Genomic DNA, 16715 nt, shown 5'->3' on the forward strand with positions numbered 1-16715 from the left:
CGGCCACGCGCTAGGTGATCCGCTGGATCACCGCGTACCGGCTGCCGTCGAAAAACACCTCGACCCACGGCTCCGCTTCCTCGAACGTCCAGACAACGAGATCGAGGTCGAGGTCGAGCCATTCATCCCCGTCGTCGGGCCACCGCATGTTCCAGCCGCCCGCGACGGCGACCACCCCGCCCGTGTACAGCGGACATTGCGCCATCCACTCGCGCGCGTAGTCGTGCGCCGCGATGCCCTTGAAGTTGTCGTTGAATCCCCAGCCGCGTTGCCAGCCGTGCGCGTTCAGATACGTGTCGATCGCGGCGGAGCCGAAGCGGAACACCGCGTCGATCGGTGGCAGCGACGTTGCGTCGGAACGGTACAGCGGGCGTTCGGACCGGACCGGTTGCACGGTGGTTTCCACGCGGCCCGATGTGCCGTTCTCGTCGAGATACACGTTCAGCCAGGCGCCGTCGCGCTCGACGGAAACGCACAACGCGCCGGCTTCGACCCCATGCCAGTAGCCGGTGACGGGTTCGCCGTGTTCCGCGAAGCGGTATTGCCGGCATGGCCTGGCAAGGCGCCGCGCTTCGGTCAGAAAGTCTTCCAGTGTCATTGGATGTCGCGCGCTCCGTTTTCGTCACCTTGGGTACCGCATGGGTGCGTGGGGCAACCGCCCGCGCCAGGATACGGACTGCGTTTGCTCGAATCCGCCCCGCCTCATTCCGCCTCCGCCTGCGCGCCCTTCCCCACCGCCACGCGCTGCGCGCGATAAATCCCCGCGGGCCCGGAGAACAGATACGCGACGACACACGCGACGATCGCATACACGCCGATATCCGCGCCGAACAGTTCGATCGCCATGATCGTCGATGCGATCGGCGTATTGGCCGCGCCGGCGAACACCGCGACGAAGCCGAGCCCCGCGAGCACGGGCACCGGCAGCGCCAGCACCTGGCCGAGTGCGTTGCCGAGCGTCGCGCCGATGTAGAACAGCGGCGTCACCTCGCCGCCCTTGAACCCCGACGCGAGCGTGACGACGGTGAACGCGAACTTGCCCGCGAAATCGTAGAGCGGCAGCGGGCCGTGGAACGCGGCCTCGATCGTCGGAATCCCAAGGCCGAGATATTGCGGCACGTTCAGCGCGGTGGCGGCCGCGGCGACCAGCAGGCCGCCGAGCACCGGCTGCAGCGGCGCATAGCGGACGGCGCGCCGGAACCATGCGGTCAGCGCATGCGTCGCGAACGCGAACAGCCGCCCGACCACGCCGAACGCGATGCCCGCGACGACCGTCGCGGCCAGCCCCGTCGCCGACACGGTCGGCACGAACGGAATCGCATAGGCCGTGTGATGCACGCCCCACGCGCGGCATACGACGTCCGCGACGATTGCGCAGGCCACGCAGGTCAGCAGCGCGTCGTACCGCACGCGCCCGATCGCGAGCACTTCGAGCCCGAACACGGCGCCCGCGAGCGGCGTGCCGAACACCGACGCGAACCCGGCCGCGATGCCGCCCATCAGCAGCACGCGGCGATGTTCGCGATCGAGTCGGCACACGTGCGTGATGCGATCGGCGAGCGCGCCGCCCATCTGCACGGCCGTGCCCTCGCGGCCGGCCGAGCCGCCGAACAGGTGCGTGACGACGGTCGCGACGAGCACGAGCGGCGCCATCCGCTTCGGCACGAGCGCCTTCGGGTCGTGAATCTCGTCGATCAGCAGGTTGTTGCCGCGCGCGACCGACTGGCCGAAGCGATGATAGATCCAGCCGGTCGCGAAACCGGCGGCCGGCAGCCCCCATAGCAGCCACGGGTGTGCCACGCGCGTGCCGGTCGCCCAGTCGAGCGCGATCAGGAACCACGCGGAAGCCGTGCCGGCCAGCGTGCCGAGCAGGGCCGAGAGCGCGAGCCAGCGGCACACGTAGCGCACGGTCGCGAGAAGATCGGCAGAAGTCGTGAAAAACATGATTTCCAGATTCGACGGAACATCAAAACCTGGGCGGCAGAATACCGCTTGGACGGCCTGCGACCTCCTGACGACCCAGGAACACGCAGGCATCATCAGCCGGGCTGACCGGCGGTTGAGGGCCGCACCGTGCAACGCGCCGGATACGACCGCAGGGAGGCATGCCATCTCCGCTGGCCGCCATTATACGCGACGCCCGACGACGCCCGCAACGCGGTCGCACGGGACGGCGTCGCGCGGCGCCTGAATGCCGTCAGCCGCGCAGCGGCCGCGCGATGCGCGAGATCAGCTGCGGCGCGATCTGTTCGAGCGGCAGGATCGCCGACGCCGCGCCGATCGCCGCGGCCGCTTTCGGCATCCCGTAGACGGCGCTGGTCGCCTCGTCCTGCGCGATCGTGTAGCAGCCCTTCGCGCGCATCGCCTGCAGGCCGAGCGCGCCGTCGCGCCCCATGCCGGTCAGCAGCACGCCGAACGCTTCGCCCTGCCAGCCGTCGGCGATGCTGTTGAAGAACACGTCGACCGACGGCCGGTACGGCGTCTCGACCGGATGCCGCGTGTAGCCGAGCACGCCGCGCGGCGCCAGGTACAGGTGATCGTTGGTCGCCGCGAGCAGCACCTCGCCGGCCTGCGGCACGCTGCCCTGCCGCGCGACGCGCACCGGCAGCCGCGTATAGCCGTCGAGCCACTCGGCCATCCCGAGCGCGAACGCCTGGTCGACATGCTGGACGATCACGATCGCCGCCGGAAAATCGGCCGGCAGCGCCCGCAGTAGCGCGGTCAGCGCGGTCGGGCCGCCCGCCGACGCGCCGATCGCGACGAGCGTCGGCTGGCCGCGCACGGGCGCCGGCCCGGGAGGCACGAGCGTCGCGGTGCGGCTTTCGAGCAGCCGGCCGATCTGGTCGATCTTCGCGAGCAGCGCCTGCGGCGACGCGTCGGTCGACAGCCCGAGCGCGAGCGTCGGCGTGTCGACCGCATCGAGCGCGCCGGCGCCCATCGCTTCGTAGACCGACGACGTGTTCGCGCTGACGCTCGCCGTCACGATCAGGATCGCGCACGGCGCGCGCGCCATGATCCGGCGCGTCGCGGCGACGCCGTCGACCTTCGGCATCACGAGATCCATCAGCACGAGATCGGGCGGATGCGCGACGCAGAAATCCACCGCCTCGTCGCCGTCGGTCGCGACCCACAGCACGCGGTGATCCGTGCGCAGCGCGAGCACGCGGCGCAGCGCCTCCACGGCGAGCGGCAGGTCGTTGACGATGCCGATGTTCATCCTCGCGCATCTCCGATCAGGTCGTGCACCGCGTCGAGCAGCGCCTCGTCGTGGAAGCTGCTCTTCGCGAGGTAGTAGTCGGCGCCCGCATCGAGCCCGCGGCGGCGATCCTCGTCGCGATCCTTGTACGACACGATCATCACCGGTACGCGCTTGAGCATCGGGTCGTTCTTGATCAGCGTGACGAGCTCGATGCCGTCCATGCGCGGCATGTCGACGTCGGTGACGACGAGATCGAACGCATCGCTGCGCACCGCGTTCCAACCTTCCATCCCGTCGACCGCGACCGTCACGTCGTAGCCGCGCTTTTCCAGCAGCTTGCGTTCGAGCTCGCGCACCGTCAGCGAATCGTCGACGACGAGCACGCGACGGCGGCGGTCGGCCAGCGCGAGCTGCGGGTCACGCGTGAGCCGCGCGAGCTGCCCGCCGCGCACGAGCTTGTCGACCGAGCGGATCAGGTCCTCGACATCGACGATCAGCACCGGATCGCCGTTCTCGAGCAGCGCGCCGGCCGCGATGTTCTGGATCTTCTGCAGGCGGCTGTCGAGCGGCTGCACGACGAGCATCCGCTCGCCGAGGAAACGGTCCACCGCGACGCCGTACAGCTCGGGTTCGCCGCCGACGACCACGACCGCCGTGCTCGCGCGTGCGACGTCGGGCTCACCCGCGTCGAGCAGCTGGTGCGCGGCGACGAGGCCCGCGCGCCGGCCGTCGAACGGGAAATGCGGCTGCCCTTCGAGCACGTCGATGTCGTCGTGCGCGAGTTCGAGCGTGCGGCGCACGTGTGCGAGCGGGAACGCATACGGTTCGCCGCCGACCTCGACCAGCAGGCTGCGGATCACCGACAGCGTGAGCGGCAGTTGCAGCACGAAGCGCATGCCCGCGCCCGGCTCGTTGAAGATCCGCACCGCGCCGCGCACGCCGCGCACCATCTCCTGCACCGCGTCGAGGCCGACGCCGCGGCCCGACACGTCGGTGACCGCATCGCGCATCGAGAAGCCCGGCAGCAGCAGGAATTCGAGCAGCTCGGGGTCGGACAGCCGCGCGGCCGTCTCGTCGTCGGTCAGGCGCTGGCGCACGACGGCCGCGCGCAGCGCGTCCATGTCGACGCCGGGCCCGTCGTCGATCACGCTGACCAGCAGCGAGCCGGCGCTGTGGCGCGCCTCCAGCGTCACGCTCGCCTCGGCTGGCTTGCCGCGCGCACGCCGTGCGTCCGGCGAATCGACGCCGTGGTCGATCGCGTTGCGTAACAGGTGGCCGAGCGGCGCGTCGAGCAGGTCGAGGATGTCGCGGTCGACCTGCGTGCCCTCGCCGACGATCGAGAAACGCACCTGCTTGCCGAGCGAGCGTGCGAGATCGCGGACGATGCGCGGATACGCGCGCGTCGCGTCGCCGAACGGCCGCATCCGGCACTGCAGCGCCTCGTCGTAAAGCTGTTCGGCGATATGCGTACTGCGCCGCTCGAAGCGGTCGAACTCGTCCATGCGCTCGGCGAGCGAACGCTGCAGGTCGTTGAGCATGTGCCGCACTTCGTTCATCGACGCGAGCATGCCCGCGTCGAGATCGTCGGCGAATTGTTCGTACATCAGATCGAGCGAGCGGGCCGCGTCGCGCTGCGCGCGCTTCACGCGCAGCATCGATTCGGCGAACGGCTTGAGCCAGCGCGATTCGACCAGCGACTCGCCGGACAGGCTCAGCAGCCGGTTCAGCGTTTCCGCGCGCACGCGGCGCATCGCGCCGGCGCCGGCCACGCGGCCGGCCTGGGCCGGATCGGGCACCGTGCCCGACACGGCGTGCGGCGGCACCGCGGCGCTGGCCCGGACGGGCTCGTTCGCGGCGCCGTCGTGCTCGCGATACGGCACGACCGACGGCGGCGCCGGCGGCGGCGGCGCGGCGGGCGGCGCCTGCATCGTCTGCGCGCCGTCGGCGCCCGTCAGCGCCGCCGCGAACACGTCGATCTCCGTCTGCGTCACGGGTTGCCCCTGCGGATCGCCGACGCGCACCAGCAAATCGACGCCCGCCAGCAGCACGTCGACGTGCGTGGCCGTCAACGCGATCGTGCCGGCCTGCGCGGCGACGAAGCACTCTTCCATCCGCCCCGCGATGTCGACGCCGAGCGGCACGCCGACGATGCGCGCGGCGCCCTTCAGCGAATGCGCGGCGCGCATGCACGCCTCGAGCGCGACGGAATCGGGCTCGCCCGATTCGAGCGCGAGCAGCCGCTCGGACAGCGCCTGCGTCTGCGTGCGCGTTTCCTCTCGATACAGCTCGAGCAGCGACAGGTGGCTCAGGTCGTCATCGCCGCTCATCGCATGCTCCGTGTGACTGCGTCGAACAGGCGGTCGTCGTCGAGCAGGCCCACCGACTTGCCGCGCCACGACAGCACGCCGCGCGACAGGCCGGCGCTCGCGCGCCCGACCGTCGCCGGCACGGGCACCCAGTCGGAGGCGCCGAAGCGCAGCACGCCCTCGACTTCGTCGACCGGAAACACGACCGGCTCGCCCTGGTGCGCGGCCACCAGGAGCCGCGTGAAGCGGCCGTCGTCGGCGCCGCCGGCGCCCTTGCCGGCATCGAGGCCGAGCAGCGCGCCGATCGAGATCGCGATGCGCAGCGTGCCGCGAATGTTGACCACGCCGCGCACGGCCGAATGGCGGCGATGCGGCAGCGAATGGATCGGGCGCGTGCCGGCGATCTCGCGCAGCACGCCGATCGGCAGCGCGAGCCATTCGTCGGCCACCCGGAAGGCCAGCGCCGCGTGGCGCGTATCGGCATCGGCGTCGTGCACGTGCGGCGCGCCGGGCGCGCTCATCCGGCGCGTGGCGTCGACCATCTCGGCCCCGTCGAGCGGGCGCTCGAGCAGCTTCGCCGCGTGACGGGCGTACACCGGACAGTTCAGGCAGCGCAGGCAGTCGTTCAGCCGCTCGCACGTGCGGTCGCCGCGCGTGCCGATCCGGTTCCAGCAATCGTCGACGTCGATCGTCGTCTCGTCAATGGCAGCGGCGGCGCGGTTCATGAGTTCCTCTGGTCATCGCGGTGTCGTCCCCAACCCGTAGTCTCGTCAGCCGGCCGAGCGCCGTGCGCGCTCGAGCAGCCATTGCGCGCCCGCGCGATCGCCGCCGACGTCGAGCAGCGTCGCAAGATGGGTCAGCGCTTCGTGGTGCGTGGGGCGCAGGTACAGCGCCTTCCGGTAGAAGTCGCCCGCTTCCGCCGCGCGGCCGCGCGCATCCGCGATCAGCCCGTTCAGGTAGAACGCATCGGCATGCGGCCCGACACGCGCCGAAAACTGTGCGAGCACGCGCTCGGCCTCGTCGAACGCGCCGGCATTCGCGAGCGCCTGCGCCTCTTCCAGCGTCGGCGGAGCGCTTTCGGCAACCGGCGCGGCCGGCGCGGCCGATGCGGACGCACCGGTCGCCATCGGCAGGTCGGCCCCTGTGTCGAATGCGGCCGCGCGCATCACGGGCGGCGGCACCGCGAGCGGCTGCCGCGCGTCGACGCGCCAGCCCGGCGGCGTGACCGCCAGCACCGAACGCGACGCCGCGAGCGGCGCGACCGTGAAGCGCTCCGCGCGCCGGTACGGCGCCGCCGCCGACAGCGGTGCCGCCGGCCGGGCCGCGTAGGCGTCCAGCGCCGCGCCGGCCGGCTCGCGGTGAAACGCGAACGCGAGCGGCACACGCGCCGAGCGCATCCCGTGCCGCATCGCGACGCCCGTTTCGGCCGGCCCGACGAACAGCATGCCGTCGTCGGCGAGACGCGCGTCGAGCGAGCGGATCACGCGATCCTGCGCGTCCCGGTCGAAGTAGATCAGCACGTTGCGGCAGAACACGAAATCGTAGCGAATGCCCGTATCCGCGGCCGGCTCGACGAGGTTTTCCTGGCTGAACTGCACGCACGCGCGCACGCGCTCGTCGAGCAGCCAACCGTCGCGGGTCGGCGTGAAATACCGCGCGCGAAACTCCGTCGCGGTGCCGCGAAATGCGTTGCGCCCGTAGCAGCCGAGCCGCGCCTGCTCGATCGCGCGCGCGCTGAGGTCGATCGCATCGATCGTGAAGCTGGCCGGATCGAACCCGGCGTCGAGCAGCGCCATCGCCGCCGAATACGGCTCCTCGCCCGTCGAGCACGGCGCGCTCAGTACGCGGATCACGCGGCCGGGCAGCGCGGCGAGCCGTTCGGCCGCGAGCCGCGCGAGCGTCGCGAACGCCTCGCGGTCGCGGAAGAACCAGGTCTCGGGCACGACGAACAGCTCGATCAGCGCGCGCCGCTCGTCGGCCGACGCGTTGAGCTGCTGCCAGTATGCGTCCAGCGCGTCCTGCGTCGGAGGCAGCCGCGTCGCGGACGGCAGGCGCTCGCCGTCCGCCTGCAGCGCATGCACGCGCTCCGTCAGCGCGCGGGTCAGGAAATCGTTGCCGAGCGAATCGGGGTCGATGCCGGTTTCGCGCAGCAGCCAGCCGCGAAATCGCGATTCGGACTCTTTCATGCGGACTCTCCCCCGTGGCCCGGCAGGCCGTCGAACAGATACAGACGCGCCACGTCGTCGACCAGGTCGGATACCGACACCTGCTGCACGACGCCTTCGGGCGTGTTGGCGACGAGGCCGAGCCAGCGCGTGCGCGCGGTCGAGATGCCGCTCGAGCGGAACGCCGCGCGATCGATCCGCATCGTCTGCGTCGCGCGCTCGACGATCAGCCCGAGCGTGCGCTCGGCGCCGGCTTCGTCCACGCGGTAGCGGACCATCACGAGCCGCGTCGAGCGCAGCGCATGCGCGCGGCGCCCGAGCGCCAGCATCGGCACGTCGAGCACCGGCACCGGCTGGCCGCCGCGCATCAGCAGCCCGGCGATCCAGTCGGGTGCGCCGGGCACGGCCTTCGTGACCGCGAGCGGCAGCACCTCGTCGATGTTGGCCGCGTCGAGCGCGTAGCGCTCGCCGTCGAGCTCGAACATCAGGAACAGCGCGTGCGCGCCGTTCTGCGTGTCGGCGCGCGTCACGCGTCGACCTTGAAGCGCGACACGCTGGTGCGCAACTGGTTCGCGACGAGCGTCAGGTCGTCGATCGCCTGCGACGACTGGCGCAGCGATTCGGCCGTCTGCTGCGCGGCCTCCGACAGCTGCGACAGCGCCTGCGTGATCTGCTCGGCGCCGTTCGCCTGCGTCTGCATCCCTTCGTTGACCATCTGGAAGCGCGGCGCGAGCGTCTGCACCTCGGCGATGATCTGCGACAGCTGCCCGCCGACCTGCTGCACGTCGAGCATCCCGCGGCGCACTTCCTCGGAGAACTTGTCCATCCCCATCACGCCCGCCGACACGGCCGACTGGATTTCCTTCACCGTCTGCTCGATGTCGTAGGTCGCCACCGCCGTCTGGTCGGCCAGGCGGCGGATCTCGGTCGCGACGACCGCGAAGCCGCGGCCGTATTCGCCGGCCTTCTCGGCCTCGATCGCCGCGTTCAGCGACAGCAGGTTGGTCTGGTCGGCCACCTTGGTGATCGTCGCGACCACCTGGTTGATGTTCAGCGCCTTCTCGTTGAGGATCGCGAGCTTCGCGTTCACCGAACCGGCCGCGTCCATCACGCTGCGCATCGTCTCGCCCATCCGCGTGAGCCCGCTCTGGCTCACGCCCGCGAGCGTCGCCGACTGATCGGCCACGCCGGCCACTTCGTTCATCGTGCGCAGCAGGTCGCGCGACGTCGCGAAGATCTCGCGCGAGGTCGCGCCGATCTCGGTCGTCGTCGCCGCGGTTTCGTTCGCGGTCGCCTGCTGCTCGCGCGACGTCGCCGCAATCTCGGCCACCGACGTCGTCACCTGCAGCGACGACTGCTGCGCGCGCGCGACGAGCTCGGTCAGCTCGTCGGCCATCCGGTTGAAGCCCGTCTCGAGCGTGCCGAATTCGTCGCGGCGGCGCAGGTCGAGGCGCCGCGTCAGGTTGCCGGTGCGCATGACGTCGTGCACCTCGATGAGCCGCGCCATCGGCACCATCACCGAACGGTACAGCACGTAGCCGAGCCCGAGCGCGGACAGCAGCACGAACGCCACCGCGACCGCGAGCACGACTTCGGTGTCCTGCACGGATTCGCGGATCAGCTTCGCGGATTGCTCGGCGAACTTGCGGTTTTCCTGCACGAGCACGTTTGCGTTGCGCACGACCTCGGTCCATGCGGGCAGCGTTTTCGCGTACGCGGCGACGGCCTCCTCGTGCGACACGCGGCTCTTCTGCACGGCTTCGTTCAGCAGCGGCGCGTAGCGGTCGTACGCGCCGCGGAACGTCGCGAAGCGCTGCCGGTCGTCGTCGCGGAACGTCGTGGCCTGATAGTCGGTCGACAGCGATTCGACGTCCTTCAGCGCATCGGAGATCTTCGCGAGATCGCGCTGCACGATTTCGGGGTCGGTGTCGACGAAGGTCGCTTGCTGCAGCAGCGTGAACGATTCGTTGACCGCACCGCGCAGCGACGACGCGAGGTAGACGCCGGGCAGCGAGTCGCGCTCGATGCTGACGGCTTCGCTGTTGATCGCGCGCAGTCGCTCGTAAGACACGCCGGCTGTCACCAGCATCAGCACGAACAGCACGCCGAAACTGAGCAGGATGCGATTGCCGAGCGTCAGCCGGGCAGCGCCGATCGTCGGATGCAGGCTTTCATTGGTCGCGCGGGGCGTCACGGTGGCCATGTTCGTTATGGGCTTTCTAAAATCAGCGTTGAAAAAATCCGCACCCGCCTGCGCGCCGGACGGCGCGCCACGGGCGCATCGGGGTCTGCGGGCAGCGCGGCGCCGGCAGGCCGCGCCGCAAAATCACCGCTCCGCCTGCGCCGGCAGCCGAAGCGCGACCATGAAGCCGCGCGCCGTATTGCGCATCAGGATCTGGCCGCGATGCCGCGCCGCCGTCGCCCGGACGAACGCGAGCCCGAGGCCGAAGCCGCTGCGCGCCGCGCCATGCGCGGATTCGAGCTGCACGAACGACTCGGTCGCGGCCGTGCGCTGCTCCGGCGCGATTCCGGCGCCGGTATCCTCGACGCCGATCAGCCACGCGCCGTCGTCGCCGCTCAGCGTGCAATGCACGTCCGTGCCGGCCGGGCCGTACTTCAGCCCGTTGTCGATCAGGTTCGCGACCGCGCGCGTCAGCATCATGCGGTCGCCCATCGTCACGCATTCGGTGTCGGGCACGTTCGCCGCGACCCGGCTGCCGAGCCCGGCCGCCTTCTCCCACAGCTGGTCGGCGGCGTCGAGCACGATCTCGTTGAGACTCACGACCTCGTGCGCGCGCCGCTCGGACTGCGCGCGGGTCAGGTGGATGAAGCCGTCGGCCAGCGCGAGCGCGCGCCGCGCATGGCCGGCGATGCGCTCCATGATCGCCGGCATCTCGCCGTGCTCGGCCCGGTACACGTCGAGCAGCGCGAGGATCGAGGTCTGCGGCGAACGCATGTCGTGCGACAGGAAATCGAGCGCTTCGTCGCGCTGCCGCGACATCAGGTACGAATTCGAGTGATAGCGGATACGGGCGGCCAGCTCCATCGCGTCGGGCAGCTTCACCAGATAGTCGTTCGCGCCGGCGATGAACGCCTCGCGCTTGACGATCGGCTCCTCCTTCGCGGACAGCACGATGATCGGCACGCGCGCGGTGCCGGCGTCCGCGCGCCACGCACGGACGAGATCGAGGCCGTCGATCTCCGGCATCACGAGATCCTGCAGGATGACGGTCGGCTTCACGTCGCGCGCGACCGCCATCGCCCGGTGCGCATCGGTGCACACGTGCAGGTCGATGTCGTGTTCGCTGCGCAGCGCGCGACGGATCACCTCGCCGACGAACGGTTGATCGTCGACGAGAAGGACCGACAACCCCGATTCAAGACAATCCGAGGCATTATCACCGCTCGATTCGTTCATAAATACAGTTTCAAACGCCGATTCTCCAGTCGATTCTTTCATGGGAGTTGTTTATCCGGCTTAGACACTATCTTATTTTGACGGTCGAAAACCCCGTCCGATTCCGCCAATCTGGCCTGTCACCACGGCCCTGCGGAGCTTCGACCGCCGATTTTCCCCGTAGACGGTCGCATTACCTCCGCATCCTTTCTCTCAATAAAAATAACCGGCTGATTCTAAATGAAATTAGAACACAGCATGTATCTCCTTCCGGTTTAGTTTTGCCAAATATGTAGAAACAGACGGAAACAGTTAAATCAGATCATTTCCGGATTCGAACGACGGTAACGTTTGCGAGAGCGGCGCCATAAGGTTTGCATGCGCTGCAAGGCTCGTTGCCCGCCGAATTGAGGGATGGATGGCGATGCGCCGAATCGGCTGGCGGAGGACGAAAAAAAAGCGCCCGGGGCGACGATCGCCCCGCGCGCTTCGGGGCCGGCCGAAGCCGGCCGCCCGATGGCGGTATGACGGCGGTGTGACCGCTGGGTGCGGCCTTACCCGCGCGCGTGCTGCGCGGACACTTCCTGCAGGTCGAGGTCGCGTTCGAGCGCGTGCAGCATCTCGTCGTGGATGCGGCCCGAACGATGCAGCCGCAGCAGTTCCGTGCGCCCGGCCTTGATCGCGGCCAGCACGACGTCGTAGTGCGCGGCACGCACTTCCGCCGGATACGCGACCTCGTTCTTGTTTCGCTCGGTCAGCTCCGCGCGATACGTGTACTGCTCGAGCAGGCGCGGGTGGATCACGACCCCGTTCTCGTCGCGCACGAGTGGCTGGATCGCCGCGAGCTGCGCGGCCTCGATGTAGGCCCACGTCTGCGGCTCGGTCAGGTGATGCGCCGCGCGCTCGTCGCGCTGCGGCAGGCGCAGCAGCCGGATCAGCGGCCCGATCGTGGTGCCCTGCAGCAGCACGGTGACGAGGATCACCGCGAACGACGCGACCAGGATCACGTCGCGACCGGGCATCGCCTCCGGCAGCGACAACGCGATCGCCAGCGTGACGACGCCGCGCATCCCGGCCCAGCTCATGATCGTCGCGGCCTTCCAGTCCGGCGCTTCGCCGCGCCGCGCGATCCCGCGCACCGGCCACTTCAGCGCCTCGACCGCATAGATCCACACGAAGCGCGACGCGATCACCGCCGCCAGCACCGCGACCGTGGGCGGCACCATCGTCGCGAGCACCTGCTCGAAGCCGCCGAGCCGGTGAATCGCGCCGCGCAGCGACAGCCCGATCAGCACGAACACCATCGCTTCGAGCAGGAACACGATCACCTGCCAGAACGCGGTGCCCCGCGTGCGCACGGCCGCAGAGAACACCTCGTGCTGATGCCAGCCGACGATCATGCCGGCCGTGACGGTGGCGATCACGCCGGACACCTCGACCATTTCGCCGGCGATATAGGCGATCCAGCCGGCGATCACCGCGACGGTGATCACGAGATAGTCGTCGTCGAGTTGCTTCAGGAACCACACGACGAGCTTGCCGACCACGAAGCCGATCACCACGCCGCCGAGCCCGAGCTCCGCGAAGCGCACCACCGCGTGTTCGAGGCTGAACGCACCGGTAAGCGCGGCCGCGACCGCGAAGCGGAACAGCACGAGGCCCGCCGCATCGTTCAGCAGGCTCTCGCCTTCGAGCAACACCATCAGCCGGCGCGGCAGCGCGACGCGTTCGAGCACCGCCTTCGCCGCGACGGCGTCGGGCGGCGACACGATCGCGCCGAGCGCGAAGCAGGCGGCCCACGGCAGCGACGGCGCCACCCAATGCACGGCGAAGCCGACCGCGAACGTCGTGAACACGACCGCGCCGATCGCGAGCAGCAGGATGCCGCCGACGTTGCGCTTGAACTCCTCCCACACCGAGAAATACGCGCCGTCCATCAGCAGCGGCGGCAGGAACACCAGCAGCACCAGTTCGGGATCGAGATTGATCGGCGGCAGGCCGGGAATGAACGCGATGCCGATGCCGCCGATCAGCAGCGCGGCCGCGGGCGGCAGCCGCAGCCGCTTGGCGATGCATTCGAGCGCGACGATCGCAAGGAATGACAGCAAAACCAGCTTGAATGCCGAGACGGGAGACATGAATCGACCTCGTGAAGAATGAATTCGCGCGTTCCGGTGTCGTACCCCGGTCGGCAGTTTCGCGCGATTACATCACGAGGCGAGGCCCGCAGTCGAGCGCGATCGGGCAACCCGCCGTGCGCGGCGCGCCGCGATGCCACGGCGGCGCCGGCCCGTTGCACGCGCCGCCATGAAAAACGGCACGCGGGCCGGCCCGATCGCCCGCCCGCGTGCCGCGTCGGCGCCGCGCTGCCCGGCTTGCGCGTTACCGGCGCCGCACGACCATCAGCCGCGGCTCGGTCATGTCCTCGATCGCGTAGCGGATGCCTTCGCGGCCGAGGCCCGAATCCTTCACGCCGCCGTACGGCATGTTGTCGACGCGAAACGACGGTACGTCGTTGATCACGACGCCGCCGACTTCCAGTTCGTCCCATGCACGCTGCGCATGCGTGAGCGAATCGGTGAACACGCCGGCCTGCAGCCCGAAGTCGCTGTCGTTCACGCGCGCGAGCGCATCGTCGAAGCGGTCGAACTTCTCGAGGATCGCGACCGGGCCGAACGCCTCCTTCCGGTACAGGTCCTGCTCGCGGCCGACGTTTTCCAGCAGCGTCGCCTCGAACATCGCACCGTCGACCTTGCCGCCCGCGACGATCTTCGCGCCCGCCGCGACGGCCGCGTCCATCCAGCCCGACAGCCGGCGCGATTCGGATTCGGAGATCATCGGGCCGACGAACGTCGACGGGTCCTTCGGATCGCCCATCTTCAGGGAACGCGTCTTCGCGATCAGCTTCTCGCGCAGCGCGTCGTACAGATCGGCATGCACGAGAATCCGCTGCACGCCGATGCAGCTCTGGCCCGACTGGTAGTACGCGCCGAACGCGAGACGCTCGACCACGTAATCGAGCTGCGCGCGCTGGTCGGCGTCGACGATCGCCGCCGCGTTGCCGCCGAGCTCCAGCACGACTTTCTTCTTGCCGGCCTTCTCCTTCAACGCCCAGCCGACGGCCGGCGAGCCCGTGAACGACAGCAGCTTGAAACGCTCGTCGGTCGTGAACAGGTCCGCGCCGTCGCGATGCGCGGGCAGCACCGAGAACGCGCCCTTCGGCAGGTCGGTTTCCGCGAGCACCTCGCCGATGATCAGCGCGCCGATCGGCGTGCGGCTCGCGGGTTTCAGCACGAACGGACAGCCGGCGGCCAGCGCGGGCGCGACCTTGTGCGCGGCGAGATTCAGCGGGAAGTTGAACGGCGAAATGAACGAGCACGGGCCGATCGGCACGCGCTTCGTGTAGCCCGAATAGCCCTGCGCCCGCGCGGAGATCTCGAGGTTGACGATCTCGCCGTCGATGCGCACCGATTCCTCGGCCGCCACGCGGAACGTGTCGATCAGCCGCGTGACTTCGCCCTTCGAATCGTTGATCGGCTTGCCGGCCTCGATGCACAGCGCCTCGGCCAGCTCGTCGAAGCGCTCGCGAAAGCGCGCGACGCAATGATCGAGCACGGCCTGCCGCTTGTAGGCCGGCAGCTCGCGCATCGGCTTCGCGGCGTCGACCGCCGCGCCGATCGCTGCGTCGATCGCCTTCGCGTCGGCCAGCGCGACGCGGGTGGCGACCTTGCCGCTGAACTTGTCCGTCACTTCCAGATCGGTGTTCGCGTAGACGGCTTCGTTGGCGAGGTAGTACGGATAGCTTTCCTTCAACATGGAACGGCTCCTTCCTGTGAACGGGATTCAGAGTTGCGCCGACAGGCGCTTGATCTCGCGGTTCAGCACACGCTCGTTGTCCGAGTAGTCGATCGGCACGTCGATCACGTGCACGCCCGGCGTCGTGAAGCACTCGCGCAGCAGCGGTTCGAGATCGTCCGCCGATTCGACCCGATGCCCGTGCGCGCCGTAGCTTTGCGCGTACGACACGAAATCGGGGTTCTGCAGCGTCATCGCGTAATCGGGGAAGTTCATGTTCTCCTGCTTCCAGCGGATCATCCCGAACGCGTCGTCGCGCAGGATCATCACGACGAGGTCGAGCTTCAGCCGCACGGCCGTTTCGAGCTCCTGCGAATTCATCATGAAACCGCCGTCGCCGCACACGGCGATCACCTTGCGCTGCGGATGCACGATCTTCGTCGCGATCGCCGACGGCAGGCCCGCGCCCATCGACGCGAGCGCGTTGTCGAGCAGCAGCGAATTCGGCTCGTGCGCGCGCCAGTAGCGCGCGAACCAGATCTTGTACATCCCGTTGTCGAGGCAGACGATGCCGTCGACCGGCAGTGCGTTGTACAGATCGTTGACGATCCGCACCGGGTACATCGGGAAGCGCGGATCGTGCTGGCCCTTCTCCAGATGGGCGTCGAAATGCTCCTTGATCATCGTGAAGCGCGCGAAATCCCAGTGCGGCTGCGGCGCGAGCGCCTCCTTCATCTGCCACACCGCGTTCGCGATGTCGCCGACCACCTCGATCTGCGGGAAGTAGACGGGGTCGACCTGCGCGCCGAGGAAGTTCACGTGGATCACCGTCTTGTCGTCGGTGCGCATGAAGAACGGCGGCTTCTCGATCACGTCGTGGCCGACGTTGATGATGCAGTCCGCATGCTCGATCGCGCGGTGCACGAAATCGCCGTCGGACAGCGTCGCGTTGCCGAGCCACAGCGGGTGCGTCTCGTCGATCACGCCCTTGCCCATCTGCGTCGTGAAGAACGGGATGCCGGTTTTGTCGACGAATTCGAGCAGCATCTTGCAGGTGGTCTTGCGGTTGCCGCCCGCGCCGATCATCAGCAGCGGATGGCGCGCGGCCTGGATCGCGGCGACCGCGTGCGCGACCGCCTTTTCCTCGGCCACCGGCCGCCGGCTGTAGCTGCGCGGGATCGGCTTGCCGTCGCCCTCCTCGTGCGCGATGTCTTCCGGCAGTTCGAGGTGCGCGGCGCCCGGGCGCTCTTCCTCCGCGCGACGGAACGCCTCGCGCACGGCCGACGGGATGTTGCCGATCGACACGATCTGCCGCGTAAACTTCGTGAGCGGCTGCATCATGTCGACCACGTCGACGATCTGGAAGTGGCCCTGCTTGCTGGACTTGATCGGCTTCTGCCCGGTGATCATCAGCATCGGCATCCCGCCGAGCTGCGCATACGCGGCGGCCGTGACGAAGTTCGTCGCGCCGGGCCCGAGCGTGGACAGGCACACGCCGGTGCGGCCCGTCAGGCGGCCGTAGGTGGCGGCCATGAACCCGGCCGCCTGCTCGTGCCGGGTCAGCACGAGCTTGATCTTCGATCGCCGCAGCGATTCGAGCAGATCGAGGTTTTCTTCGCCGGGAATGCCGAACACGTACTCGACGCCTTCGGCTTCCAGCGCCTTCACGAACAGATCCGATGCTTTCATGGGGACTCTCGGTTGATGCCGCCTGCCCGGCCTACGGACACGCGGCGTTCAGAACGCGCGCCGGCCTACGGCACGCGGACGCTTTACCTACTGGACACTGACCACGGCACTGCCCGCCGGGCGACATGCGACGCGCGGCGGCGCCCCCGGATACGGAGGACAAA

The 16715-nt window shown here is 69.1% G+C and carries 12 protein-coding genes and 1 riboswitch; all 12 genes read right to left on the reverse strand.

Features of this window, described 5'->3' with window-relative positions; translation table 11 throughout:
- Positions 1-10 precede the first annotated feature (10 nt).
- The 12 genes from HWX08_RS07185 to HWX08_RS07240 all read right to left on the reverse strand — a co-directional run bounded on the left by HWX08_RS07185 (position 11) and on the right by HWX08_RS07240 (position 16551).
- On the reverse strand, positions 11-598 hold the full coding sequence (locus HWX08_RS07185) for a hypothetical protein (RefSeq protein WP_174922306.1): 588 nt from the start codon (positions 596-598) through the stop codon (positions 11-13).
- A gap of 104 nt (positions 599-702) precedes the next feature.
- Positions 703-1944 carry a voltage-gated chloride channel family protein gene (locus HWX08_RS07190; protein WP_174922305.1) on the reverse strand — a complete coding sequence of 414 codons (1242 nt, stop codon included), beginning with the start codon at positions 1942-1944 and terminating at the stop codon, positions 703-705.
- A gap of 79 nt (positions 1945-2023) precedes the next feature.
- A riboswitch (Fluoride riboswitch) is annotated at positions 2024-2125 on the reverse strand.
- Positions 2126-2197: 72 nt separating this feature from the next.
- Entirely contained in the window at positions 2198-3217 is a 1020-nt protein-coding gene (gene cheB / locus HWX08_RS07195; RefSeq protein ID WP_069259397.1) for a chemotaxis response regulator protein-glutamate methylesterase, read from the reverse strand.
- On the reverse strand, positions 3214-5526 hold the full coding sequence (locus HWX08_RS07200) for a hybrid sensor histidine kinase/response regulator (RefSeq protein WP_175806993.1): 2313 nt from the start codon (positions 5524-5526) through the stop codon (positions 3214-3216). Before HWX08_RS07200 ends, cheB begins: the two co-directional genes overlap by 4 nt.
- Positions 5523-6230, reverse strand: a complete 708-nt coding sequence (locus tag HWX08_RS07205) for a chemotaxis protein CheW (protein ID WP_174921215.1) — start codon at positions 6228-6230, stop codon at positions 5523-5525. Before HWX08_RS07205 ends, HWX08_RS07200 begins: the two co-directional genes overlap by 4 nt.
- A 45-nt stretch (positions 6231-6275) precedes the next feature.
- Positions 6276-7691: a CheR family methyltransferase gene (locus HWX08_RS07210; protein ID WP_174921216.1), complete on the reverse strand. Its 1416-nt coding sequence runs from the start codon at positions 7689-7691 to the stop codon at positions 6276-6278.
- Positions 7688-8200, reverse strand: a complete 513-nt coding sequence (locus HWX08_RS07215; protein WP_069259393.1) for a chemotaxis protein CheW — start codon at positions 8198-8200, stop codon at positions 7688-7690. Before HWX08_RS07215 ends, HWX08_RS07210 begins: the two co-directional genes overlap by 4 nt.
- Positions 8197-9873, reverse strand: coding sequence for a methyl-accepting chemotaxis protein (locus tag HWX08_RS07220; protein WP_069259392.1), 1677 nt, complete (start codon positions 9871-9873; stop codon positions 8197-8199). The genes HWX08_RS07215 and HWX08_RS07220 overlap by 4 nt, the downstream gene beginning before the upstream one ends.
- Positions 9874-9996: 123 nt before the next feature.
- The gene (locus HWX08_RS07225) at positions 9997-11130 is read right to left on the reverse strand and encodes a hybrid sensor histidine kinase/response regulator (protein ID WP_069259391.1); all 1134 of its coding nucleotides are present in this window, start codon (positions 11128-11130) and stop codon (positions 9997-9999) included.
- 491 nt (positions 11131-11621) lie between these two features.
- Positions 11622-13205: a Na+/H+ antiporter gene (locus tag HWX08_RS07230; protein ID WP_174921217.1), complete on the reverse strand. Its 1584-nt coding sequence runs from the start codon at positions 13203-13205 to the stop codon at positions 11622-11624.
- A 244-nt stretch (positions 13206-13449) separates the two neighbouring features.
- Positions 13450-14883: an aldehyde dehydrogenase family protein gene (locus HWX08_RS07235; protein WP_069259389.1), complete on the reverse strand. Its 1434-nt coding sequence runs from the start codon at positions 14881-14883 to the stop codon at positions 13450-13452.
- Between the two features lie 27 nt (positions 14884-14910).
- Positions 14911-16551: an acetolactate synthase large subunit gene (locus HWX08_RS07240; protein WP_069259388.1), complete on the reverse strand. Its 1641-nt coding sequence runs from the start codon at positions 16549-16551 to the stop codon at positions 14911-14913.
- Between the last annotated feature and the right edge of the window lie 164 nt (positions 16552-16715).

Origin of the sequence: Burkholderia metallica (genome assembly GCF_902832845.1) — a bacterium.
GTDB classification, from domain to species: Bacteria; Pseudomonadota; Gammaproteobacteria; order Burkholderiales; family Burkholderiaceae; genus Burkholderia; species Burkholderia metallica.